The sequence below is a fragment of the Actinomadura sp. KC06 genome (genome assembly GCF_004348735.1).
Lineage (GTDB): Bacteria > Actinomycetota > Actinomycetes > Streptosporangiales > Streptosporangiaceae > Spirillospora.
On sequence record NZ_SMKT01000075.1, the window covers coordinates 18,248 to 41,273 of the forward strand.

Annotated in this window: 22 protein-coding genes; 9 read left to right on the top strand and 13 right to left on the bottom strand. The window is 71.2% G+C overall.

The genetic code is table 11. The annotated features are described in order from the left end of the window. Window positions 1-208: 208 nt before the first annotated feature. The 8 genes from E1287_RS23430 to E1287_RS23460 all read left to right on the top strand — a co-directional run bounded on the left by E1287_RS23430 (window position 209) and on the right by E1287_RS23460 (window position 7,748). Complete coding sequence (locus E1287_RS23430; RefSeq protein WP_131967195.1) at window positions 209-412, top strand: DUF2997 domain-containing protein; 204 nt, start codon at window positions 209-211, stop codon at window positions 410-412. Beyond that, complete coding sequence (locus E1287_RS23435; protein ID WP_165969151.1) at window positions 409-990, top strand: 4Fe-4S cluster-binding domain-containing protein; 582 nt, start codon at window positions 409-411, stop codon at window positions 988-990. Before E1287_RS23430 ends, E1287_RS23435 begins: the two co-directional genes overlap by 4 nt. After that, window positions 990-1,832, top strand: coding sequence for a hypothetical protein (locus E1287_RS44855; RefSeq protein WP_207934405.1), 843 nt, complete (start codon window positions 990-992; stop codon window positions 1,830-1,832). Before E1287_RS23435 ends, E1287_RS44855 begins: the two co-directional genes overlap by 1 nt. Continuing rightward, window positions 1,754-2,554, top strand: coding sequence for an AAA family ATPase (locus tag E1287_RS44860; RefSeq protein ID WP_207934406.1), 801 nt, complete (start codon window positions 1,754-1,756; stop codon window positions 2,552-2,554). The genes E1287_RS44855 and E1287_RS44860 overlap by 79 nt, the downstream gene beginning before the upstream one ends. Continuing rightward, complete coding sequence (locus E1287_RS23445; RefSeq protein ID WP_131967197.1) at window positions 2,555-4,768, top strand: hypothetical protein; 2,214 nt, start codon at window positions 2,555-2,557, stop codon at window positions 4,766-4,768. After that, a complete protein-coding gene (locus E1287_RS23450; RefSeq protein WP_131967198.1) occupies window positions 4,765-6,375 on the top strand; it encodes an Hsp70 family protein in 1,611 nt (536 codons plus the stop codon). The genes E1287_RS23445 and E1287_RS23450 overlap by 4 nt, the downstream gene beginning before the upstream one ends. Window positions 6,376-6,388: 13 nt before the next feature. Further along, on the top strand, window positions 6,389-6,796 hold the full coding sequence (locus E1287_RS23455) for a DUF1257 domain-containing protein (RefSeq protein WP_131967199.1): 408 nt from the start codon (window positions 6,389-6,391) through the stop codon (window positions 6,794-6,796). Window positions 6,797-6,902: 106 nt separating this feature from the next. Beyond that, on the top strand, window positions 6,903-7,748 hold the full coding sequence (locus tag E1287_RS23460) for an SMP-30/gluconolactonase/LRE family protein (protein WP_131967200.1): 846 nt from the start codon (window positions 6,903-6,905) through the stop codon (window positions 7,746-7,748). 19 nt (window positions 7,749-7,767) lie between these two features. On the opposite strand, the gene hpnH is transcribed toward E1287_RS23460, so the two are convergent. The 13 genes from hpnH to E1287_RS23525 all read right to left on the bottom strand — a co-directional run bounded on the left by hpnH (window position 7,768) and on the right by E1287_RS23525 (window position 21,241). Beyond that, window positions 7,768-8,772: an adenosyl-hopene transferase HpnH gene (gene hpnH, locus E1287_RS23465; RefSeq protein WP_131967201.1), complete on the bottom strand. Its 1,005-nt coding sequence runs from the start codon at window positions 8,770-8,772 to the stop codon at window positions 7,768-7,770. Then, window positions 8,769-10,643, bottom strand: coding sequence for a squalene--hopene cyclase (gene shc / locus E1287_RS23470; protein WP_131967202.1), 1,875 nt, complete (start codon window positions 10,641-10,643; stop codon window positions 8,769-8,771). Before shc ends, hpnH begins: the two co-directional genes overlap by 4 nt. A 29-nt stretch (window positions 10,644-10,672) precedes the next feature. Next, entirely contained in the window at window positions 10,673-11,683 is a 1,011-nt protein-coding gene (locus E1287_RS23475; protein WP_131967203.1) for a polyprenyl synthetase family protein, read from the bottom strand. Next, the gene (gene hpnE, locus E1287_RS23480; RefSeq protein ID WP_131967204.1) at window positions 11,680-13,050 is read right to left on the bottom strand and encodes a hydroxysqualene dehydroxylase HpnE; all 1,371 of its coding nucleotides are present in this window, start codon (window positions 13,048-13,050) and stop codon (window positions 11,680-11,682) included. The genes E1287_RS23475 and hpnE overlap by 4 nt, the downstream gene beginning before the upstream one ends. Then, window positions 13,047-13,907: a presqualene diphosphate synthase HpnD gene (gene hpnD, locus E1287_RS23485; RefSeq protein WP_131967205.1), complete on the bottom strand. Its 861-nt coding sequence runs from the start codon at window positions 13,905-13,907 to the stop codon at window positions 13,047-13,049. Before hpnD ends, hpnE begins: the two co-directional genes overlap by 4 nt. Window positions 13,908-13,911: 4 nt before the next feature. Then, window positions 13,912-14,769, bottom strand: a complete 858-nt coding sequence (hpnC, locus tag E1287_RS23490) for a squalene synthase HpnC (protein ID WP_131967206.1) — start codon at window positions 14,767-14,769, stop codon at window positions 13,912-13,914. Window positions 14,770-15,052: 283 nt separating this feature from the next. Continuing rightward, window positions 15,053-15,937, bottom strand: a complete 885-nt coding sequence (locus tag E1287_RS23495) for a helix-turn-helix transcriptional regulator (RefSeq protein ID WP_131967207.1) — start codon at window positions 15,935-15,937, stop codon at window positions 15,053-15,055. A 158-nt stretch (window positions 15,938-16,095) separates the two neighbouring features. Next, the gene (locus E1287_RS23500; RefSeq protein WP_131967208.1) at window positions 16,096-16,905 is read right to left on the bottom strand and encodes an SAM-dependent methyltransferase; all 810 of its coding nucleotides are present in this window, start codon (window positions 16,903-16,905) and stop codon (window positions 16,096-16,098) included. Between the two features lie 522 nt (window positions 16,906-17,427). Beyond that, a complete protein-coding gene (locus E1287_RS23505; RefSeq protein WP_131967209.1) occupies window positions 17,428-17,850 on the bottom strand; it encodes a VOC family protein in 423 nt (140 codons plus the stop codon). Window positions 17,851-17,882: 32 nt separating this feature from the next. After that, window positions 17,883-18,323, bottom strand: coding sequence for a helix-turn-helix transcriptional regulator (locus tag E1287_RS23510; RefSeq protein WP_131967210.1), 441 nt, complete (start codon window positions 18,321-18,323; stop codon window positions 17,883-17,885). An 82-nt stretch (window positions 18,324-18,405) separates the two neighbouring features. Next, complete coding sequence (locus E1287_RS23515; protein ID WP_131967211.1) at window positions 18,406-19,251, bottom strand: hypothetical protein; 846 nt, start codon at window positions 19,249-19,251, stop codon at window positions 18,406-18,408. A gap of 95 nt (window positions 19,252-19,346) precedes the next feature. Next, complete coding sequence (locus E1287_RS23520) at window positions 19,347-20,426, bottom strand: SRPBCC family protein (protein ID WP_243719363.1); 1,080 nt, start codon at window positions 20,424-20,426, stop codon at window positions 19,347-19,349. A gap of 14 nt (window positions 20,427-20,440) precedes the next feature. Continuing rightward, window positions 20,441-21,241, bottom strand: a complete 801-nt coding sequence (locus E1287_RS23525; RefSeq protein ID WP_131967212.1) for an SRPBCC family protein — start codon at window positions 21,239-21,241, stop codon at window positions 20,441-20,443. 527 nt (window positions 21,242-21,768) lie between these two features. Here E1287_RS23525 and E1287_RS23530 point away from each other — a divergent pair. Next, the gene (locus E1287_RS23530; RefSeq protein WP_131967213.1) at window positions 21,769-23,016 is read left to right on the top strand and encodes an extracellular solute-binding protein; all 1,248 of its coding nucleotides are present in this window, start codon (window positions 21,769-21,771) and stop codon (window positions 23,014-23,016) included. The last annotated feature ends 10 nt before the right edge of the window (window positions 23,017-23,026 follow it).

The window sequence follows — 23,026 nt, forward strand, 5'->3', positions numbered from 1 at the left end:
TCTCCCGTCTCTTCACGTGATCATCACGCTAGGAGCGGGCGGACCGGATGGGCGTCCCTCTCGGGTATCGGCTCCGCGCTGGGCACTCCGTACTCCGCGCTCGGCGATCCGTACTACGTCAGATCTAGATCACATCCTTCGCGGCCGGATTTGCTGGAGAATGGACGAGATGTTCGGGACGGCCCGGTTCCGCTGAGGGGTGTGCGCGATGGCCGAGGAGAAGATCGAGATCGTCATCCGACCCGACGGCGCCGTGGAGCTGAGAGTCGAGGGCGTGGCCGGTACGCGGTGCCTGGACGACACCGGCCCCCTCGTCCAGGCGCTCGGCGGGGACGTCGAACATCACGAGCTCACCGAGGAGGCGTACCAGCAGGCCGAGGCCGACGAGCAGGCCCGCCAATGGCAGGGATGACCGGTCCGCGGGTTCCGTGGCGGGTGCACGCCGTCCTGCCGCGCAGCGTCGCCAACGGGCCGGGCACGCGGTATGTGATCTGGAGCCAGGGCTGCGCGCTCGGGTGCTCCGGCTGCTTCAACCCCGAGACGCATGCGGAGGACGGCGGCGGCGCGTCCGTCCGGACGGCCGGTGACGTCGCCGCGGACGTGCTGGCGGACGCCGCGCACCTGGACGGCGTGACGCTGACCGGCGGGGAGCCGCTGGAGCAACCGGCCGCGATCGCCGCGTTCTGCGCCGAGGTGAAGGCGCGCAGCGGCCTGGGCGTGATCGTGCTGACCGGCTTCGCCCGCCGGGAGATCGAGACCGATCCGGCGCGGGCGGCGGCCGTCGCGGACGCCGACCTGGTGATCGCCGGACGCTACAACGAGCGGCTGCGCGTGGCCCGCGGGCTGCGCGGCTCGTCGAACAAGGAGTACTGGATGCGCACCGATCGCTACGGGCCGGACGACCTGGCGGCCGTCCCCGAGCTGGAGATCACGATCACCGGCGGGACGGTCACGGTCACCGGGATGGCCGCGCCGGGCCGGAGCCTCTGATGGACAGCGAGCCTCCGATGGGCAGCGACGCCGTCCAGGACGAGATCCGGCTGTACCTCCGCGCCCGCGTCGCGTTGATCGTGCTGGTCACCGTCGAGGAGCGGCGGGCGCTGCAGATGCTGGACCGGGTGCGCCGCGACCGCGACCCGTCCGCCGATCTGATCACCTGGGACGTCGCCTCCGGCCTGGAATCGGCGGAAGGACGGCAGCTCCCGAAGGCGGTCTCGCCACCGGACGTGCTCGCCAAGATCCAGGACCTGGCGGTGAAGGAGCCCGCACGCCGCGACCTGTACGTCCTCAAGGACTTCCACGCGTTCTGGGAGCGGGACCCGGTGGTCCGGCGGCGGCTGCGCAACCTCGCCGACAAGCTCGTCTACACCGGCTCGTCCTTGATCGTCACGACGCCGCTGCGGGCCGTTCCGGTGGAGCTGGGCGACGACGCGGTGGTGGTGGAGATGCCGCTCCCGGACGGCGAGGCGCTGCGCCGCGAGCTCGACCACCTCATCGACAACACCAAGGGCGTGAAGTGCACCCTCACCCCGGCGGGCCGCGGCAGGCTGGCGCAGGCGGCGCTGGGCCTCACCGCGGCGCGCGCCCGGCAGGCGTTCGCGAAGGCGATCGTCCGGGACGACGTGCTGGACGACCGCGACATCGACGCGGTCGTGGCGGAGAAGAAGGCCGTCATCCGGGAGAGCGAGGCGCTGGAGTTCTACACCGCCGAGGAGAGCCCCGACGACCTCGGCGGCCTGGGCGTGCTGAAGGAATGCTGCGGCTGCGCGAGCGCGCCTTCGGCGACGCGGCCCGCGAGTTCCGGCTGCCCGCGCCGAAGGGGATCGCGCTGATCGGCATCCCCGGCACGGGCAAGAGCCTCACCGCGAAGATGATCGGCGGGCTGTGGCGGCTGCCGCTGCTGCGGCTGGACGTCGGCGCGCTGTACGGCTCGCTGGTCGGCGAGTCGGAGGAGCGGGTGCGCCGCGCGCTGCGGCTGGCCGAGACCGTGTCCCCGTGCGTGCTGTGGATCGACGAGGTCGAGAAGGCGCTGGCCGCGGGCGGGCATGACGGCGGCACCTCGCAGCGCGTCTTCGGGACCGTGCTGACGTGGATGCAGGAGAAGACCGCGCCGGTGTTCGTCGTCGCGACGGCCAACGACGTCAGCGCGCTGCCGCCGGAGACGCTGCGCCGCGGGCGGTTCGACGAGATCTTCTTCCTCGACCTGCCCACCGAGGAGGAGCGCCGCGAGATCATCACCGTCCATCTGCGGAAACGCGGCCGCAGGCCGGAGGCGTTCGACGTGCACCGGCTGGCGCGGGACTGCGACGGGTTCGTCGGCGCCGAGCTGGAGCAGGTCATCGTGGACGCGATGTACGAGGCGTTCGCCGAGGAGCGCGACATCACGACGGGCGACATCGCGCGGGCGGCGGCGCGGACCGTCCCGCTGAGCACGTCGCAGCGCGAGGTCATCGAGGACCTGCGCACCTGGCTGCGGGAGGGACGCGCGCAGTCGGCGTCCTTCACCGAGGCCGAGCTGGCGGCCGGACACCAGGTGCCGGTGCTGGAGGTGTAGGTGAACGTCCGGGGCGCCGTGCTGCTGCTCAGGGTCTATCCGCGTCGGGGCGCGGCGCGGACGAGGGCCGTCCGTACCGTGGTGCGTGCGGCGGAGGCGGGTGATCCCGCGGCCGTGCGCGCGTTCGCGCAGGCGACCGGGTCTCCTCTGAGCGAGACGATGTGGCGGACGTGGCTGGACGTCTCCTTACAGCGCTGGGCGTCCCCGCTGCTGGACGTCCTGTCGCCTCCACCGGACATGCTCGTCAACGCCGCCTGGACCGACTGGCTGGACGAACACGACGACCGCCTGTGGTCACTCCTCGACGGCTGGGGCCGGGCCGCCGCACCTGACGCGGCTCCTCGCGTCGCGTCCCTCAGCAGGCTTGCGCGCGGAGACGATGACGCGGACCTCGCCCCGGACGTGCTGGCCGAGGCCGCCGCGCGCTTCGACCACCCGATCGGCGACCGGGCCCGCGCCCGCTTGGCCGCGCACCCCGAACCGGACGCCGTGGAAACCCTGTGCGCCGTCGCCGTCGAGTCGCCGGATCTCACGGCGTTCTGCGTCGCGCACCATCTCGCCCCGTCCGATCCGGTGGAGCGCGCCGCGTTCTTCGTGCGCACCGGGCAGCACGAGCAGCATCGGGCGCTGGACGGCGACGGCACGCTACTGGCGATGGCCTACCGGACGGCGGCCCCGGACGTCCGCGCCCGCCTGCGCACGATCATGGCCGCCGAGGGCGACTCCGACCTGATCCGGGTGGTGGTCGCGGGCGAGCGGCGCGACCGGGTCGCCGAGATGTCCGACGCCGAGCTCGACTACCTCGGGCACCATCTGGCGGAGTGTCGGCGCTGGCCGGAGCTGCGCGGCCTCGTCCGCGACCTGCCCCTCGCCAAGGCCGCCGCCGCGGCGCGGCTCCTCCCGGAGGACGAACGCACCGGGGACGACGCCGACCTGCTCGCGCTGCTGACCGCCCGGCCCTGGCAGGAGCTGCGCGCGACGGTCGGCCGCTTGCCCGCCGAGCACCTGACCACGTTCGGGACGCCGCGGAACAGCATGGCGGCTTCCATCTCTCCGGACTCCGCCGAACTGGCCGTGAGCTGGCCGGAAGACCGGTCCACGCCGACGACCCTCCACGTGGAGACAGTGCGGATCGGCGCCGGCGAAAGCACCCTGCATTTCACCGGCAGAACGGATTCCGGATTTCTCCATCCGCTGCTGCACCTCGGCGACGAGATCCTCCTCAGCCGCCGGACCGATCTCCGCTGGCACCTCGATCGGGTCTTCCCTGAACGGCACACATTCGACTCGCCCGAGGGGATGTCACCGCACCTGCGGAGGACGTCGCGCGGCGCGGTGATGATTCATCTGGAGGGCCTGGCGTTCGCCGATCCGGGCGCCGATCGATTGCGGCTCGTGCCCGTCCATTCGTTCCGGAAGATGATGGCCGGCAGGGCCGTCTCGCTTGAGAACCGGTGCCAGTTGACGACGCTTCCGGCCGCCCGCCTGATCGCCTTCTCCGACCTCCGCAACGAGATCTTCGTGACGACGGAGGACGGGGCGGACGTCCGGAAGATACCGGCGGACGAGTTCGCGGGCGACTGCTCCATCGACGCGCTCTCCTTCCTCGGCCCGAACACCCTGGCCGTGCACGGGCACGCGCGCGATGGACTCACCATCAGCCAGCACACCGAGATCTGGGAGCTCCCGCCGGACGGCGCCCCGCACCGCACCGGCGCGCACGACGGCCCCGTCCGCGACCGCTGGCCCGTCGAGGAGTGGGAGGGATCGTCCTTGGACCCGTTCTTCGCCCACCAGGTGCTCACGGCCAATCTGGTGACCCCTCATTTCGGCGGCGTCCATCCCGGCATTCCCTGGCTGCAGGCCACGCGGGAGAAATTCCGCCGGTTCCTCGCCATGCCGCTCGCCGGAGACATGCTCGTCACGTCATCGGGCGAGATGCAACACGAGACCCTAGAGATCCACAGCCGCCACCTGCCCACGGCACGCGCGTTCCTTGAGCGGCCCTTTCTGCACTGCACCCCGCAGGATCTCCAACGGACGCGCGAACTCCGCCTGAAAATCGCTGACCCCGCCGTGCGGGACGCGCTCGATCTGCTGGGCAACTGCCTGGCGCACCGTTTCGGCGGCGACATCGCACTCGGCACCGGCCCGGCGCCCGCGGCCGGACCCACCGACATCGCGCTGTCCCGGCAGCAGGGCGGAGACGCATGACGACCCGTATCGGCATCGACTTCGGCACCGCGAACACGGTCGTCGCGGGCTGGGACGCCGAGCACGGCCGGGGCGCGCCGATCCCGCTCCCCGGCGTCGACGTGCTGCGGGAGGCCGGTCCCGGGCCGATGCAGCGGGTCGTGCCGTCGCTGATCGCCTACGCGGACGACGGCGGCGCCCGCCGTCTCGGCTCCCAGGTCACTCCGGAGCTGTTCGAGACGCCGGGCGTCACGGTGTTCGCGTCCACCAAGGCGAACGTGTCCGGGCACGCCTACGACGCGCCGCGCAAGGTCGGCGGCCGCACGATCACCGGCAGGGAGGCCGCGACGCGGTTCCTCGGCGACGTCATGGCGCTCGCCCTGCTCGCCGTCGAGGACGACGACCTGGAGATCGTCGCGACCGCGCCCGTCGAGTCGTTCGACCGCTATCGCGACTGGCTGGTGCGCGAGGTCCGGGACGGGCTGCCCGCCGCCCGCCTGCGGGTCGTGGACGAGGCCACCGCCGCCGCCGTCGGCTACCACGCCCGCCTCAACCCCGGTGACGCGTTCGCGGTCGTCGACTTCGGCGCGGGCACCCTCGACGTGTCGGTGGTGCGCGTGCAGGAGCCCGACGCGGCAGGCGCGGGCGCCGGGGTGCGCACCATCGCCAAGAGGGGCCTGGACCTGGGCGGCAACACCATCGACGCGCTCCTCGCCGAGCACGCCGTCGCGCGCCTGTCCCTCCCCGCGGGCGACCAGATCGGGCACAACCGGGTGTTCCGCCGCCTCCTGGCGTCCGCCGAGCAGGCCAAACGCGCCCTCGCCACGGCTCCGCGGGCCGAGATCGAGGCTGACGACGCCCGCACCGGCGAGACGCACCGGGTCACCGTCACGCGCGCCGAGTTCGACGCGCTGCTCCGCGACAAGGGCGTGCTGCGGCGCGTCAACCAGGCGCTGCGCGGGTGCCTGGAGGCGGCGGCCGGACGCGGGTTCGGCGTGGACGACCTCCGGCGGGTGTTCCTCGTCGGCGGGAGCTGCCTCATCCCCGCCGTCCAGGACCTCGTCGCCCTGCACTTCGACCCGGACGTGGTCCGCCTCGACCGTCCGCTGGAGGCGGTCGCCACCGGCGCGGCCGGTATCGCGGGAGGCAGCGAGCTGTACGACCACGTCCAGCACGACTACGCCATCCGGCACGTCGACGGCGAGACGGGCGCGTACGAGTTCGAGACGCTGGTCGAGGCGGGCACCGCGTACCCGACGCCCGAGCCCGTCCGGACGATCACCGTCAAGGCGGTGCACGACCGGCAGCGGCGGCTCGGCCTGGCCGTCTACGAGCTCGCGCACGCGACCTACCGCGACACCGGCGCCGAGCTGGAGATCGCCTTCGACGCGAGCGGCGGCGCCCGCGCCGTGGCCGTCACCCCGCAGCAGCGCCAGGAGCGCTCGATGCTGTGGCTGAACGAGGACAGCCCGACGTTCCTGGTCGCCGATCCGCCCGCCGTCGCGGGCCAGGACCGTTTCCGTCTGGAGTTCCGCGTCGACGCGCACAAGCGCCTGACCGTCACCGCCTATGACCTGCACCGCCAGGTGCTGGTACTGGACCGGCAGCCCGTCGTCCGGCTGGCCTGAAGCGAGGACCGCCATGTCACATTTCACCCGGGTACGCACCACGCTCCGCGACGCCGACCTGCTCGCCGCGGCGCTCGCGGCGGTCGGGTTCCCCTCGATCGAGACGCACGACGAGCCGCAGACGCTGTACGGGTACCAGGGCGACGCCCGTCCGGAGCGCGCCGAGGTGATCGTCCGCCGGCGCCACATCGGGAGGCTGAGCAACGACCTCGGGTTCCGCCGCCGCCCGGACGGCGCCTTCGAGGCGATCATCAGCGGTTATGACAGGAGCCGCTTCGACCAGGCGTGGCTGGCGAAGCTCAACCGCGCCTACGGGCACGCCGCCGCGCTCCGCTACGCCGAGGACAACGGCTACGAGATCGACTCCGACGTCCTCGGCGAGAACGGCGAGCGCCGCATGGTCCTGCGCCGCTACACCTGACCCCAAAAATCTCTCCGGCCAATGTCGATCCGGGCGGTGGCCGTTCGTGTAGGAGGTGAGACGCCGCCACAGGGGCAGGCGCGCAACGGTTTGGGGTGAGACGCTCATGGCTGAGGTCCGGACGCTGCTCGACGGACGCGGACTGGTGGAGTCGCCGCGCTGGCACGACGACCGCCTGTACTTCTCCGACTGGACGGCTGGCGAGGTCGTCGCCGTCGACCTCGACGGCCGCAACGAGGTGGTCGCGCGCGTGAAGTCGCTGCCACTGTGCACCGCCTTCCTTCCGGACGGGCGGCTGCTGCTCGTGTCGTCCTCGGACGGACGCATCCTGCGCCGCGAACGCGGCGGGAACCTGGCCGTCCACGCGGACCTCGGCGAGCCGGGCTGGAACGACATCGCGCTCGACGGGCGCGGAAACGCCTACGTCAACCGGGTGGGCTTCGACCCGATGACCGGGCAGGTCTCCAAGCCGGGCAGCGTCTCGCTGGCCGCCGCCGGCGGCGGCTCGGTGCGGCAGGTCGCCGACGACATCGCCTTCCCCAACGGGATGGCGGTCACGCCCGACGACTCCACCCTGATCGTCGCGGACTCGTACCGGCACTGCCTGCTGGCCTTCGACATCGAAGCCGACGGCGACCTGTCGAACCGGCGCATCTGGGCCGACCTGGGTGAGGGCACCCCGGACGGCATCTGCCTCGACGCCGAAGGCGCCGTCTGGTACGCCGACGTGCCCAACGAGCGGTGCGTGCGCGTCGCCGAGGGCGGTGCCGTCCTGGACACGGTCGCTCTGGACCGCGGCGGATTCGCCTGCGCACTCGGCGGCCCCGACGGCAGGTCGCTGTTCATCGTGGCCGCCGAGTTCCTCGGCATGACCGAGGAGCACCCGGTGGCGCCGGGCAGCGGTCAGGTACTCGTCACGCGGGTGGACGTCCCCGGAGTGGGCCGACCGTGACGCGGCGAGCCGGCGACACTCACTTCTCGCGGACGGCCCGGATCGACTCCTTCAGCGAGCTGACCGTGCTCAGGACGGCGGTGGGCTCGTAGCCGCAGTGCGCCATGCAGTTGGCGCAGCGCGGGTCGCGGCCTCGTCCGTAGGCGTCCCAGTCGGTCTCCTCGATGAGCTCCTTGTAGGTCTGGGCGTAGCCGTCCGACATCAGGTAGCAGGGACGCTGCCAGCCGAACAAGGAATAGGACGGGATTCCCCACGCGGTGCACGCGAAATCCGCCTTGCCTTCCAGGAAGTCCAGGAAGAGCGGGGAGTGATTGAAGCGCCAGCGCTTGCGGCGTCCGTCCGCGAACGCCTTGCGGAACAGTTCCCTGGTCTCCTGGACGCCGAGGAAATGCTCCTGGTCGGGCGCCTTCTCGTACGCGTACGCCGGCGAGATCATCATCTCGTCGATCTTGAGGTCGTCGTTGAGGTAATTGAGGACGTCGATGACCGTCTGCGGTGTGTCGGTGTTGAAGAACGTCGTGTTCGTCGTCACGCGGAAACCGCGCCGCTGGCATTCCTTGATGGCGGCGACCGCGTCATCGAAGACGCCTTCCTTGCAGACGGACGCGTCGTGCCGCTCTTTCAGCCCGTCGATGTGCACCGCCCACGCGAAGTACGGCGACGGCTTGAACTTGTCGAGCTTCTTCGGGATGAGCAGCGCGTTCGTGCACAGGAAGACGAACTTCTTCATCTTGACGAGCTCGCCGACGATCTCGTCGATCTGCGGGTGCATGAGCGGTTCGCCGCCCGCGATCGACACCATCGGGGCGCCGCTCTCCTTGATGGCGGCGATGGCCTGCTCGACCGGCATCCGTTTCTTCAGGATGTCGTGCGTGTGCTGGATCTTGCCGCATCCGGCGCACGCGAGATTGCACGCGAAGAGCGGTTCGAGTTCGACGATGAGAGGGAACTTGTCCCTGCCGCGAATCTTGTTGCGGAGGATATAGCTTCCGATGCGGACGCTTTGACGAAGCGGCATGCTCATGATGGTCGGACCTCCTTGGACAGATAGCGGCCGAGCGCGCTGATCGGGAAGACCAGCCGGTAGAGGTGGTAGTTGATGTAGAAGTCGCCGGGGAAACCGGTGCCGGTGTACTGGTCCTCGTCCCAGGTCCCGTCGGGGCGCTGGTTGTCGACGAGCCAGCGGACGCCGGCGTCCACGGCCGGGGAGCGTTCGCCGGCGGCCAGCAGCGCCAACAGCGCCCAGGCCGTCTGCGACGCCGTCGACTCGCCCCGCCCGACCCAGGACGGGTCGTCGTAGGAGCGCAGGTCCTCGCCCCAGCCGCCGTCGTCGTTCTGATGCTGCTCCAGCCACGCCACCGCGCGACGGATCGCGGGTTTGCCCCGGCCGACCCCTGCCGCGACCAGCGCCGGGACGACGCTGCCCGTCCCGTACACGTGGTTGGCTCCCCAGCGTCCGAACCACGACCCGTCCGCCTCCTGGGCCTTCAGCAGCCAGACAACGGCCCGCTTGACGGTCGGCGACTCCGCGAGGCCCTCGCCGCAGAGCGCCTCCACGACGTGCGCGGTGACGTCCGCGGACGGCGGGTCGATGACCGCGCCGAAGTCGCAGAACGGCAGCTTGTTGCAGAGGTCCTGGGTGTTGTCGGCGTCGAAGGCCCCGTAGCCGCCGTCGCGGGACGCCATGCCCTCCAGCCAGCGGACGGCCCGCCCGATCGGTGCCTCGGCCTCCGGGAAGTCGACCTTCCGCAGCGCGAGGATCACCTCGGCGGTGTCGTCGGTGTCGGGGTAGACGTCGTTGTCGAACTCGAACGCCCAGCCGCCCGGCGCGAGCCCTGGCCGCCGCACCGACCAGTCCCCCGGCCCGCGGACCTCCTCGCCGACGACCCACGCGGCGGCGCGCCGCAGCGCCGGGTCGTCCGCGGGCGCGCCCGCGTCGCCGAGCGCGTTCATGGCCAGGACGGTGTCCCAGACCGGGGACTGGCACGCCTCCAGCCTGCGGCCCTTCTCGTCCCGGATCGTGAAGCGTTCCAAACCGTCCAGCCCGCGCCGGATGACCGGATGGTCGAGGCCGTAGCCGAGCTCGTGCAGCGCCATCAGCGAGTACACCCACGGCGGCTGGATCCCGCCCCAGCAGCCGTCCGCCTCCTGCCGGGCGATGATCCAGTCGGCGGCGCGGCGCATCGCCGCCGTCCGCAGCGGCCGCACCGGGCGCTTCTCGTACACGTGCAGGACGCGGTCGAGGCCGTTGAAGAACCGTCCCCAGCCCTTCTCGTCCTTCACCGGACGGACGCCGCTGCGCAGCTCGGGCAGGTCGAACGGCAGCGCCCGGACGGGACGCAGCGACCCGAGCACGGTCAGCGGCACGATCGTCTGCCGCGCCCAGCACGCCCAGTCGTACACGTTCAGCGGGACGCGCTTCGGCAGGTACATCAGCTCGGGCGGCATGACGGGCAGGTCGTCCCACGACCACTGCCCGAACAGGGCCAGCCAGATCCGGGTGAACACGCGGGTGGCCTCGATGCCGCCCGCGTCCCGCGCGTACTTCGCCGCCCGGCGCATGTGGTCGGCGTCCACGGGGTCGCCCGCGAGGCGCAGCGCGACGTACGCCTCCACCGTCGTGGACAGGTCGGGCGGCCCGCCGTGGAAGTTCGCCCACGTCCCGTCCTCGCGCTGCCGCGAGCGGACCCAGCGCGCCGCCTCCGCCGTCTCGCTCTCGGACCGGATGCCGAGGAACTGGCGGAGCAGCAGGTCCTCGGCGTCCATGGTCACGTTGGTCTCCAGCTCGCCCTTCCACCAGCCCTCGGGCGACTGCAGGCCGAGCAGATGGTCGCGGGCCGCGCCGGCGGCGGCAGCGGCGGCACCGGTGAGTCCGGACACGTCGGTCGTTGTCATACAGCGCTCCTCTTCCGCGTATGGGGGGTTCAGTGGTCCCGGGAGGTGACGAAAAGGGCGATGTCGCGGAATTCGGCGCGGACGTGGTCGTCCATGCCGGAGTCGGCGAGCCGCTTCTCCGCCGACGCGATCCGGCGGTCCGCCTCGGCCGCGGCCCATTCCCGTCCGCCGGCCGCCTCGACCAGCCGCGCCATCTCCCGCAGGACGTCCTCCGGCTGCGGCCCCGGAAGGGCGTACAGCTCGGCGAGACGCTCCGACGCGGCGGTCCCGGCGGTCAGCGCGAACACGACGGGCAGCGACTTCTTGCGGGCCCGCAGGTCGGCCAGCACCGGCTTGCCGGTCGTGGCCGGGCTGCCCCAGATGCCGAGCAGGTCGTCCACGAGCTGGAACGCCAGGCCCATCTCGGTCCCGAACCCGGTCAGCGCGGTGACCAGCCGGGTCGGCCCCTCGCCGAGCATCGCCCCGATCGAGCAGGCGCAGGCGAGCAGCGCGCCGGTCTTGTCGGCCGCCATCGTCAGGCACTCGTCGAGGGTGACGTCGTCGCGCTGCTCGAACCCGAGGTCGAGCGCCTGGCCGGAGATGAGCCGCTGCGTCGCGGCGGTCAGGGCGCGCGCCGCCCAGTGCGCGCCGCGCGTCTGCTCCTCAAGCAGCAGCTCCTCGGACAGCGCCAGCAGCGCGTCGCCGCCGAGGATCGCGGCGGACGGGCCGAACACCGTCCACGCGGCGGGACGGTGCCTGCGGGTCCGGTCGCCGTCCATGATGTCGTCGTGCAGCAGCGAGAACGCGTGCACGAACTCGACGGCGACCGCGCCCGGCAGCGCGGTCTCGTAGGGGGTCCCGGCGGCGCGGGCCGACAGCAGCGCCAGCGCCGGGCGCAGCGCCTTCCCGCCGGCGGCGGCCGGACGGCCCTGCTCGTCGGTCCAGCCGAGGTGGTAGGCGACGACGCGGCGGGTCCACGGGTCGAGCCGTTCGGCGGACGCGCGCATCGCCCGGTCCACCAGCGCGCGCCCGTCCGTCATCGAGGCAGGCACGGCGGTCATCGGGGGCTCACCCCCGCGCCGGCGCCCACGTCGGCGCCCGTCCCGGTCAGATGCCGCCGGACCAGCCGGGCGGCGCTGAGACCACTGCGCACTGCTCCCTCCATCGTGTCGGGCCAGCCCGTGTCCGTCCACGCGCCGGCGAGGAACAGCCACGGCAGCCGGGTCGCGGACGCGGGGCGCAGCGCGCCGCTGCCGGGGCTCTGGCGGAATGTGGCGTGCCGTTCCCGCGTCACGAAGAAGTCGGTGACGCGGGCGCGGCGGGCGGCCGGGAACAGCCGCTCCAGCGCGGCGAGGTAGACCTCGCGCAGCTCGGCGGTGGGCGTGTCGATCCAGCGGTCGGCCGCCGACACCGACACCGCCAGGTACTGGCCGGACGGCAGGCCGCTGATCGCCGTCCGGTCGAAGACCCACTGGACGGGCGAGTCGATCGCGGCGACGAACGGCTCGTCCAGCACCGGCCGGTCGTAGACGACATGAACGTTGACGATCGGGCTCGACCCGAGCCCCGCCCACTCCGCCCGGTCCGGGCACGCGTCCGCCGGGACGAGCGAGGACGCGACCCGGTGCGGCACCGCGACCACGACGGCGTCCGCGCTCACCGGCTCGCCGTTCACGACGAGCTTCGGCCCGTCCTCGATCGCCGTGACCTTCGCGCCGAGCCGGACGAGCCCCCCGCTCTCCTCGATCCGCGCCGCCGCGATCGTGCCGTGCAGCTCCCCGAGCGGCACGGACGGGACGCCGATGTCGGCGGCGTCGGACCGGCCGAGCAGCGCCGTCTGGCACACGAACGCGGCGGGCCCGAGCGCGGCCTCGTCCAGCTTCATGTTCAGGGCCGCCGTGACGAACAGCTCCCACAGCGCGTGCCGGGCCCGCTCGCGCTGGCCGTGGACGGCGAGCCAGCCGCCCATGCTCGACCCGTCGAGCGCCGGGTCGTCCGGGTCGAGCCGGTCGAGCGCCAGCGACGCGCGGACGGCGCGCAGCCGGTCGCCCGGCGAAAGCAGCGCGTACCGCGCGAGCGCGGGCATCAGGTGCAGCGGCCCCGGCGCCTTGGCCCGGCGCAGCCGCCCGCCGTGGCCCTCCGGGGTGAGGACGCGGACGTCGAAGCGGTCCTGGACGCGCACCTTGTCCTCCGCGCCCAGCCGCCCGAGAAGCCCCTGGTAGGCGGTGCAGCATTTCAGGAAGATGTGCTGCCCGTTGTCGACGGTGAGGCCGTCGCGTTCGAAGGAGTGCGTGGCGCCGCCGAGCCGGGGCCGCGCCTCGTAGACCGTCGCGCGCAGCCCGGCCTCTTGCAGCGCCAGCGCGGCCGTGATCCCCGCGAGCCCGCCGCCGACGACCGCGACGTGCCCGTCCCCCGCCGCGGGGCTCATCGGTGGATCCCCGCCATCGCCTTGGCGGACACCGTGGCCTTCTCCCAGGCCGGCAGCGACGTCCGGGTCTGCAGCGCGGCGAGCGGATCGGCCCTGATGCGTTTCAGGAGCTGCCGGTAGATGCCCGCCATCGCTCCGGCGCAGGCGGCGCTGCGGCGGTCGAGCATCGGCAGCAGTTGCAGCCCCGTCTCGTACCATTCGGCCGCCCGCGACGCCTGGAACCTTACGAGGGAGACGAGGTGGTCGGGCGGGTCGGTGAACTGACCTGACTCGTCCAGGTGCAGGGTGCAGCCGAACCTGGCGAGGTCTTTGGCGGGGAGGTAGACGCGGCCGCTCAGGCCGTCCTCCCGGACGTCCCGCAGGATGTTCGTCAGCTGCAGCGCGACGCCGAGCGCGTCGGCGCGCGGCCCGGCCGTGCCGGGGTCGGACGTGCCGAACACGCCGAGCGACAGCCGCCCGACGGCGCCCGCGACGCACCGGCAGTACCAGAGCAGGTCGTCGAACGTGTCGTAGGTCTCGCCGCGGACGTCGGCCTCGCAGCCGTCGATGAGCTCGCCGAACGCCTCCAGCGGGATGGGGTGGCGGCGCGCCGCGTCCGCCAGCGCCACCAGCACGGGATCGGACGGGTCGCCGCCCGGGTCGGCGAGCCGCGCGCGCTCCTCCGCCAGCTTCTCCAGCCGGGTCGCGGCGGGCGCGTCATGGTCGTCGCCGATGTCGTCGATCCGGCGCGCGAACGCGTAGACGGCGCTCAGGGCGCGCCGCTTCGGCGGGGGCAGCAGGCGGATCCCGTACGAGAAGTTGCGCGCCTGCGAGCGCACCACGTCCTCGCAGTGCCGGTACGCGCTGGCTTCGTCCATCTCCTCATCTCCTTCCCAGAGTCCGCGACCACTCGAGGAGGAGCCGCGGTTTTCTCGGTCGTGACGGGCCGCCCAGCACGTCGTACGCGTTCTTGTCCAATGCCGCCAGCGCCGCGAGTCCGCCCGCCACGTAGCCGGCGACGGCCACGCGCGCGAATCCGCGGAGCCGGACGGTCAGGTCCGCTCCTTCGTCAAGTAGTTCCCGCGCCCGCCGCGCCTGGAGCGCGACGACGCCGCGCAGCCGGGTCGGCGTGACGGCGGCGTCGAGATCGCTCTCCGCGCAGCCGAACCGGCGGAGGTCGTCCTGCGGGAGGTAGATCCGGCCGTTGCGGCGGTCTTCGCCGACGTCCTGGCAGTGCTCGATGATCTGCAGCGCCGTGCACACCTTGTCGGAGAGGCGGAGCCGGTCCGGGGTGGCGGCGCCGAACACGTACAGGACGATGTGCCCCACGGGGTCGGCGGACAGGGTGCAGTAGTCGAGCAGGTCGTCGAAAGTCGTGTACCGGGAGACCTCCTGGTCCTGCCGGTTGGCCCGCAGGAGGCGGCGGAACGGCTCGGCCGGGATCCCGCAGCCGGTGATCGTGCGGGCCAGGTTGCGCATCGCCGGGAGCTCCGGGCGCGCGCCCGCGTAGACGCGGTCGAGGTCGCGTTCGACCGCGTCGAGGAGTCCGGCCCGCTCGCCGGGGGGCGCCTCGTCCCCGATGTCGTCCACGAGCCGGGCATAGCCGTACACGTTCAGCAGGTGCGCGCGATGGCGTGCCGGAAGGAGCCGGCTGGCGACGGGAAAGTTCTCCCCCGTCTGCAGTTCATCGCGAGAACGGCGTTCCTCTGTCTCGTTCCACAAACGCTCACTGACGGACATGGCGTTCCTTCGAGGGCGGCGGTGGTGCGGGGCGTTCGAACATGCCCGATAACCGGGTGCCCGCCCGGTAAACACGGGCAACGAGGGTCCTGTGGCGTACGTCCCCTGGTAACCGCGTGGACCCTCCTGAATATCCGTCATTTATGAATATAGACCGGAAGTGGTCAGACGGGAATATGTGATCCACGAGACATGCGAGCGCCGTTTGCCAAGGCTCATTCCCGGGCAGCGAGCACGGAACGGTACAGCAGTGGCCAAATAAGGCGATGACCGGCGGAAACGGTCAGTAAGTGGCGAGGATGCCGGCGAGAATCCGGCTCGTGTGCTCGGGCGGGGCGGCCTCGGTGACGAGCGTGTTGAACACGTGCCAGTGCCGTTCGATCTCCACCCGGCGGACGGGGTAGAGCGCGCTGTCGGTCCGCTCCAGGTACACCATGTCCTGCAGGCCCTGCTGCGGGAACCGGACGAGCGTGAGCGGTCCGTCGCCCTCGACCCGTCCGCAGATCCCGCCGGGCGCGATCTGGACGGTGACGTTCGGCCGCTTGCACAGCTCGATGATGTGCCGGATCTGCGCGCGCATCGTGGCCGGGCCGCCGATGGGCCGCCACAGCGCCCGCTCGTCCAGGACGACCCACAGGTTGAGCGGGCGGGGCCGGCGGCGCAGGACGCGCTGCCGCCGCATCCGGAACTCGACCCGCCGCTCGACCTCGTCCTCCGGCGAGACCCGGCGGATCAGGGCGCGGGCGTACTCCTCGGACTGGAGCAGGCCGGGGACGAACTGCGGCTCGAACGTGCGGACCAGCTTCGCCGCCTGCTCGGCGGTGAGGTAGGCCCGCACCCACACCGGGACGATGTCGCCGTCGGCGTGCCACCAGGGGTGCGCCGTGGTCTGCTCGGCGAGCGCCAGCAGGGTCGTGCGCTCGTCGTCGTCCGCGCCGTAGAGGGTGAGGAGATCGGCGACGTCCTGCGCCGAGCAGCCGGAGCGGCCGAGCTCCAGCCTCGTGATCTTGGAGTCGGATCCGCCGATCGCCTTCGCCGCGGCGGCCCGGCCGATGCCGGCCGACTCGCGGAGCGCGCGAAGCCGTCGCGCCAGCAGCAGCCTGGGGACGAGGGGATCCCCGTGCGCGGCGGTGGACTGTCTTCTGCCGGTGATCGTGACGGAGGCCAAGGGGACTCCAATCAAGGGGGACGGCGTGAGCGGCCGTATCGACTATACCTTCACAGAACGCGCTGGAAAGGGAACGATCCGCGACGCTTCCGTGGAAGGTCTCCGCCTTGTGGCTCCGAAGACCGTCGATCTTTCCGTGGCGGATGGCTGGCTCCGCGTCAGGGTTTGCGGGCCACCCCGCACAGCGTCGGCAGGATCTCGACCTCGACGCCGACGTCCGGGCGCCACTCGTTGACCGTCACGAGCCCCGGCTCCTCGATCTCCAGCCCGTCGAAGTAGCCGGAGAGGAACTCGCGGCTGCGGAGCCGGAACGGGATCGCCCCGGTGTCGTCGTAGGCGCGCTGCGCGGCGTTGAACGCCTCGTTGTCGTCGGTGCAGTCGTCCAGGATGAGGTAGCTGCCGGGCGGCAGGCCGCCGATCAGCCCGCGCGCGACGCGCATCGCCTCGTCGGGATCGACGATGTGCCCCATGACGTTGACGAGCAGCAGCGCGACCGGCCGCGTGAGGTCAAGGGTCTCCGCCGCCCGGTCCAGGATCGTCTTGGGATCGTGCAGGTTGCAGTCGATGTAAGCGGTGCGGCCCTCGTCCGTGCCGGTCATCAGCGCGCGCGCGTGGGCGAGGACGAGCGGGTCGTTGTCGACGTAGACGACCCTCGCCTCGGGGGCGGCGCGCTGGGCCATCTCGTGGGTGTTGTCGACCGTGGGCAGGCCCGTCCCGCAGTCCATGAACTGGCGGATGCCGCGCTCGTGGATCAGGAACCTGATCGCGCGGTCCATGAAGTAGCGGCCGGCGCGGGCGAGCGGCACGATGCCCGGGTACAGCGAGACGTACTCGTCGCCGGCGATGCGGTCGACCTCGTAGTTGTCGGTGCCGCCGAGCCAGTAGTTCCAGATCCGGGCGGACTGGGGAACGTCAGTGTTGATCTTCGTCTCGGGCCCCTGATCCGGGCCGGGGGTGCCATCGGTCATCGGCCTGACGCTCCTTTCGGGGGGCGGCCGCGCCGCTCGCGCGGGCGCCGGCGCACGCGTTACGGCAAACCTAGACCCGGCACTCCGGGGGTGGCCAGAAATCCGAAATTCGGACCTGTCCGCATTGCCATTGAGGACATTAACGAATACGCAGAGCGGGCATGTCTCCGAGGTTGGCGTGACGGCGGTGACCAGGGGTGAATCCCGCGAAGATCCGGAGGGTCCGGCGAAGCGCGCGCCGGGCCCTCGCAATGAAACGGCCGGTTACGGCCACGCCACGATCCCCTGACCCGTCCGCACCAGGGTTCGCACTCCGCCGAACGGACATTTCGCCGCCCATGCCTTCTCGGCCCCGCCCTTGCGCCCGCCGAGCGATCATTTTCGCGGGCGCCGCACACCGGAAGGATGACGCCCCCGCAAAACCATCCATAACGGATAATTGGGATTTCTAGCCGTCACCGTCAGCAAAGGGAAATGATCACAAGTGCACGCAAAGGCGGGGCTTTGCGATCGCGGCGGCGTTCAGGGCCTCGCGTAGGCCTGGGTCAGGCGGATGTGGTTGCCGGACGGGTCGCGGAACGAGGAGTCGATGCCGTACGGCTGCTCCTCCGGCTTCTCGACGAACTCGACGCCGCGGTCCGTCAGCTCCTTGTAGGACGCGTGGCAGTCGTCCGTGCCGAGGAAGATCGTCCCGGCGAAGCCCTTGGCCATGAGCTCGCGGACCTGCGCGGCCGTCGCCTCGTCCATGACCGGCTCCCCGGGGATGGCCATCAGCACGATCGAGACGTCGGGCTGGCCCACCGGGCCGACGGTCAGCCAGCGGAAACCGCCCATCTCCTCCATGGTCACGTCGACGCGGACCTCCATGCCGAGCTTCTCGGTGTAGAAGGCGCGCGCCTCGTCCTGGTCGTGCACCCAGAGCTGCGTGCTGGCAAGCGTGATCACCGGGGTTCCTCCCTCGTCGGGTCGCTGGAACCTCACGCTAGATCTGGTGCGGCGGCCCCGTCTTCTCGAAACGTCCGGTGTTTCGGGCGGCCGTATATCCGCAGGACGCAGCCAGGTATCCGCGCGTAGACGGACGCCGGCGGGAACGCCGCGCGGTAGGCCGTCGGCGACATCCCGAACATGCGGGTGAAGCTGGTCGTGAACGAGCCGATGCTCTGCAGCCCGACGCCGACGCAGATGTCGGCGACGGACCGGTCGGTGGTCCGCAGCAGCGCGGCGGCGCGTTCGAGGCGGCGGGTCAGCAGGTAGGCGTGCGGGGACTCGCCGAACGCCCGCCGGAACCGCTCGCTGAAGTGCGCGCGGGACAGCCCGGCGGCGTCCGCCAGGTCGGCCACCGTGAGCGGCTCGAAGTACCGCGCGTCGGCGAGGTCCTTGGCGCGCAGCAGGTGGCGGGCGGGCGGCACAGACGCCATGCGACCAGTATGCCCCGGGCTCTGACAACGGCCGGGGGCACGACGGGCGGACGGGCTCGACGGGACGAGCGGGTACGGCGGGCTATTCGCGGGTGTTGATCGTGTCGGCGGGGCGGGCGGCCATGGCCAGCCGGGCGGGCAGGACGGTCGCGATCGCGGCGAGGAGGCCGCCCCAGGCGAGCACGCCCAGGTGCCCCTCCAGCAGGGCCCGCGCGGCCGCCGCCTCGGGCGCGAGCGACATGCTCCGGAAGTCCGCCGCCGCGGCGCGGGCGTCGTTCAGCGACCGCCGGGCGACCGCCAGCACGTCCCCGATCGCGTCGGGACGATCGACCGCTTGCCGTGCGCCCTCCGAGATGGTCGCGAGCCCGTCGCCGAGGCCCTTGTTCAGCTCTGCCGCGATCCGCAGCCGCTCCCGCTCGACCGCCGCCATGGTGAGCGGCAGCCGCGCCGCCACCGTGTCGTCCGCCCGCGCCGCCAGCCTGACCAGCCCGTACACCAGCAGCCCGAGCAGCAGGCACGTGATCGTGACGTCGGCGACGCTCGCAGCGCCGCCCCGGTCCCGCAGGACGTCGATGAGCGCTGCGCTGCCCACGACCCCCGCCGCGACCGGCCACGCGCCCGCCGACAGCAGCGCGCCCGCGACGAACCCGAGGAGCCCCACCGACGTCCCGAACGCGATCACGGCGGTGTACGCGGCCAGCGCCTGCCCGAGCACGACCGGCGCGCCGCGCCACCGCTCGAACCGTGGAACGACCCACACCAGGTGCAGCGCGAGGACCAGCGCGACCAGCACGGCCGCCGTCCCGACTTGCGCGACGCCGCCGTCCGTCCGCGACGGGGCCGCCAGCAGGTAGACGCCGGCGAACGACGTCAGCACGACACCGACGATGACCCGCGCGACGCGCGGGCCATGCATCGGCTCGGCCACCGTCCCTCAACTCCCCCGCCAGGAATCCCTCAGCTCAGCCAACCAGAGGATCCGGGATGCCTCGCCCGGAGGGGTCGGGGGCGGGTCAGCGGGGGTCAGCGGGCCTCTTCGTACTCCTTCTCGTCCTTGCCGGCCTTGCCGGCCTTGGCCTTGCTGTCCTTGCCGGCCTTGCTTTCGCGTTCCTCCTCGTCCAGCGCCTCGTCGTGCGTCCGGATGACCTCGCTGTCGTGGATCTCGCCGCGCCAGCCCTCGACGTCGTCGGGATGCGTGAGCGACTGCGTCATCACGTACCGGCGGAAGTGCTTCAGCTCCAGCCGGACGCGGCGGCCCTGGGCGCGCCACATGTTCGCGGTCCGCTCGAACAGGCCCTGCGGGTGGTATTCGAGGACGAGCAGGACGCGGGTCAGGTTCGGCGCCAGCTTGTGGAAGCTGACCGTCCCGTCCACGTGCCCCTTGGAGCCCTTGGAGCGCCAGACGATGTGCTCGTCCGGGACCTGCTCGACGATCGTGGACTCCCACGTCCGGTTCGACCAGAAGATCTTCGCCTTCCAGTGCAGCTTCCCGTCCTCCGTCTGGTCGACGCTGACGACCTTCTTCATGAAGGACGGGTAGTCCTGGAACTGCGTCCACTGGTCGTAGACGAGGCGGCGCGGCGCACCGATGTCGATGTGCTCGACGATGTTGGTGACCTTCACCTTCTTCCCGCCGCCCTTGCCGCCGCCGCCCTTGCCGCCGTCGTCCTTGGCCTCGTCCTTGGAGCCGTTCTGGCCGATGCCGGGGATGACGCCGGTGGCGGTGTCCTTGACACCCGCGGCCGTGCCCTTGACGCCCGCGGCCGTGCTCTTGAGGCGTCCGAACACTCCCGGGCCCGACTGCTCCGAGGTCTCCTCAGAGGCCTTGGCCTGGCCCTTGTTCTGCTTCTTCTGCTTCTGCTCGTCCGGCTCGTCGGACGGGTTCTGGCCGTTGCGGCGTCCGCTGATCGCGCGGTTGGCGGCGACGGCCGCGCCCGCGCCGAGCAGGACGCCGCCGGCCGTACCGGCGGTCCGCTTGCCAGGCAGGTTCTTCGTGACGCCGCCCAGCCCGCCCAGGCCGGGGATCCGCTTGCTGCGGCGGCCGGGCAGCCGTTTGGTGATGGTTCCGACGGGCAACCGGCCCATCCGGTTTCCGCGTTTCATGATTCGCTTCCTCACTAGGGGGTTGTGACGATCTCGCCGTCGCGGATCTCGCCGCGCCAGCCCTCGACCTCGTCGGGACGGGTCAGCGCCTGCGTCATCACGTGGCGGCGAAAGTGTTTGAGTTCGAGGCGGGCACGGCGTCCCTGAGCGCGCCAGAGATTGCCGGTCCGCTCGAAGAGACCGGCGGGGCGGTATTCGAGGACGAGCAGGACGCGGGTCAGGTTCGGCGCCAGTTCGTGGAAGCTGACCGTCCCGTCCGCGTGCCCCTTCGGGCCCTTGGACCGCCACACGATGTGCCGGTCGGGGACCTGCTCGACGATCGTCGACTCCCACGTCCGGCTGGACCAGAAGATCTTCGCCTTCCAGTGCAGCTTCCCGTCCTCGGCCTGATCGACGCTGACGACCTTCTTCATGAAGGACGGGAAGTCCTCGAACCGCGTCCACTGGTCGTAGACGAGGCGGCGCGGGGCGCCCACGTCGGTCTGTTCAACGATGTTGGTCGGCTTCCCCCTTCGTCCACGCCCGAAGATGCGGGCGAGGGTCTCCTTCAGGGCCGTCCAGCCGAAGCTCAGCAGCGCGCGGAACGGTGACTTGCCCTCGTGCAGCGCCTTGACCCCGGCCAGGGCGGCCTTGACGAGCGGACCGCCCTGCTCGGCCGCGGCGGTGAGACGCCGGACGGCGCGCTCCAGACTCCGCTCAAGCCGCTGGACCAGGCGCTGGACGAGCCCGCCCGGCGCCCGGCGGCCGAGGCGGCGCGCCGAGAGCGCGGCGGCCGCTCCGCCGGCCCCGGCGGCCAGCCCTGTCCGAAAGCTCATGTCCCCTCGCCAGCCCCTTTCCGCCTTGCCGGTCCCTTTCGCTGGTGCCCGTTCCAGGCACGGCGCCGCATTACCCGGTCAAGGCACGGCAAAACAGACCGCAGGCCAGGGAGAGGGCGAGAAGACCGCCGGGCCACCCACGTGTGGCCTCCGGGTGGCCCCCGAGCAGCCGGACGAGACATCGCCGCAGGTGGCCACATCAGGACGCGTCCCGCCGGACGCGATGCACTCGACGCGAACGGCCGGACACCCGTCGTCACCCCGTTCAGACCAGCCCAGCGTGCGGACCAGACCAGAGATCGACGTCCGCCCGGCACTCCGATAGCAGTTAAGAAACTTACTTAACAAAAACTCTTGAACCGGTTCGGACCAGTGTTTATCTTCATGGCCACATGCGCGCGTTTGTGCTCGGTGAGCGATCGGATCGCGCACATTTATTCACGCACGCCAGAGGGAGGCGGGGACGCGCGCACGCCTCCACGTGCTGGACCACGTCAACCATGCACGCCGGGAGAAGGCGGGGACAGATGAAGCGGCACCTCTTAGGCGTCGTCGCCGCGGGCCTGACCGTGGCGCTCGGAGTCGGCGGATGCGGCAAGGGAAGCTCGTCGAGCGACGACTCCGGCGGGAAGAGCATCAAGTTCGTCGCTGCCATTTACGGCAGCAAAACCAAGCCCTACTGGGACGCCCTCATCAAGGAGTTCGAGTCCAAGAACTCCGGCTACAGGGTCAATCTTGAGATGGTCGACTGGACCCAGATGGACGCCAAGGTCAAGACCTACGTCCAGACGAAACAGGTCCCCGACGTCCTCAACTACAACGCGTTCTCCGACTTCGCCCGCGACGGCCTCATCTACCAGGCGTCCGAGGTTGTGTCCCCGACCACGCTGGGCGACTTCACGCCCACGTTCGTCGAGCAGGCCAAGTACAACGGCGAGCAGTACGGCATTCCGTTCATCTCCAGCGCCCGCCTCCTCTTCTACAACAAGGCCCTGTTCAAGAAGGCCGACATCGCCCAACCACCCAGAACCTGGGACGAGGTCAAGGCGAACGCGGAGAAGATCAAGAAGGCGGGCGCGTTCGGTTACGGGCTGCCGCTCGGTCCCGAAGAGGCCCAGGCCGAGTTCCACTGCTGGGCGATGAACAACGGCGGCGGCTGGGTGGACGCGTCCGGGAAATGGGCCATCAACCAGAAGGCCAACGTCGACACGCTCACCTTCCTCAAGGGCCTCAACACGTCCGGGCTGACGCAGCCGAACCCGGAGAGCACCGACCGCAAGACGGTGTTCAACCAGTTCGCGCAAGGCAAGATCGGCATGTCGATCGGCGGTCCTTTCACGAAGGCCGGATTCATCGAGCCGGTGACCAAGAACCTCGACTTCGGCGTCGCGCCACTGCCGAGCAGGAGCGGAAACGAGCACAACACACTCGGCGTCATGGACGTCCTCGTCGCGTTCAAGAAGGCCGACGGCAAGAACAAGGACGCCATCAAGAAGTTCCTGGATTTCGTCTATCAGAAGGAGAACACGTCCAAGTTCCTCACCGGGGAGGGTTTCCTGCCGGTGACCAAATCCGCCGGTGACGCGCTCAGCGCCGACCCCTACATGAAGCAGTTCGTGGACGCGCTCCCGACGTCGAAGTTCGCGCCGACGTCCAACCCGGCGTGGTCGGCGGTCGCGGGCGCGGTCAAGCAGGACCTCGGCAGTTCGGTGGCGGACGAAGACCCGAAGAAGGTCCTGGACAAGATCCAGGAAACGGCCGAGAAGGCCGGCTGAGTGCAGGACC

Bases quoted from the DNA above. Each gene is read 5' to 3' on its own strand.
- E1287_RS44855 (WP_207934405.1), top strand. From the start codon at position 990: ATGGACAGCGAGCCTCCGATGGGCAGCGACGCCGTCCAGGACGAGATC.
- E1287_RS23475 (WP_131967203.1), bottom strand. From the start codon at position 11,683: ATGACCGCCGTGCCTGCCTCGATGACGGACGGGCGCGCGCTGGTGGAC.
- E1287_RS23530 (WP_131967213.1), top strand. From the start codon at position 21,769: ATGAAGCGGCACCTCTTAGGCGTCGTCGCCGCGGGCCTGACCGTGGCG.
- E1287_RS23525 (WP_131967212.1), bottom strand. From the start codon at position 21,241: ATGAGCTTTCGGACAGGGCTGGCCGCCGGGGCCGGCGGAGCGGCCGCC.
- E1287_RS23430 (WP_131967195.1), top strand. From the start codon at position 209: ATGGCCGAGGAGAAGATCGAGATCGTCATCCGACCCGACGGCGCCGTG.
- E1287_RS23500 (WP_131967208.1), bottom strand. From the start codon at position 16,905: ATGACCGATGGCACCCCCGGCCCGGATCAGGGGCCCGAGACGAAGATC.
- E1287_RS23455 (WP_131967199.1), top strand. From the start codon at position 6,389: ATGTCACATTTCACCCGGGTACGCACCACGCTCCGCGACGCCGACCTG.
- E1287_RS23510 (WP_131967210.1), bottom strand. From the start codon at position 18,323: ATGGCGTCTGTGCCGCCCGCCCGCCACCTGCTGCGCGCCAAGGACCTC.
- E1287_RS23435 (WP_165969151.1), top strand. From the start codon at position 409: ATGACCGGTCCGCGGGTTCCGTGGCGGGTGCACGCCGTCCTGCCGCGC.
- shc (WP_131967202.1), bottom strand. From the start codon at position 10,643: ATGACAACGACCGACGTGTCCGGACTCACCGGTGCCGCCGCTGCCGCC.
- hpnH (WP_131967201.1), bottom strand. From the start codon at position 8,772: ATGAGCATGCCGCTTCGTCAAAGCGTCCGCATCGGAAGCTATATCCTC.
- hpnE (WP_131967204.1), bottom strand. From the start codon at position 13,050: ATGAGCCCCGCGGCGGGGGACGGGCACGTCGCGGTCGTCGGCGGCGGG.
- hpnD (WP_131967205.1), bottom strand. From the start codon at position 13,907: ATGGACGAAGCCAGCGCGTACCGGCACTGCGAGGACGTGGTGCGCTCG.
- E1287_RS23460 (WP_131967200.1), top strand. From the start codon at position 6,903: ATGGCTGAGGTCCGGACGCTGCTCGACGGACGCGGACTGGTGGAGTCG.
- E1287_RS44860 (WP_207934406.1), top strand. From the start codon at position 1,754: ATGCTGCGGCTGCGCGAGCGCGCCTTCGGCGACGCGGCCCGCGAGTTC.
- E1287_RS23520 (WP_243719363.1), bottom strand. From the start codon at position 20,426: ATGAAACGCGGAAACCGGATGGGCCGGTTGCCCGTCGGAACCATCACC.
- hpnC (WP_131967206.1), bottom strand. From the start codon at position 14,769: ATGTCCGTCAGTGAGCGTTTGTGGAACGAGACAGAGGAACGCCGTTCT.
- E1287_RS23450 (WP_131967198.1), top strand. From the start codon at position 4,765: ATGACGACCCGTATCGGCATCGACTTCGGCACCGCGAACACGGTCGTC.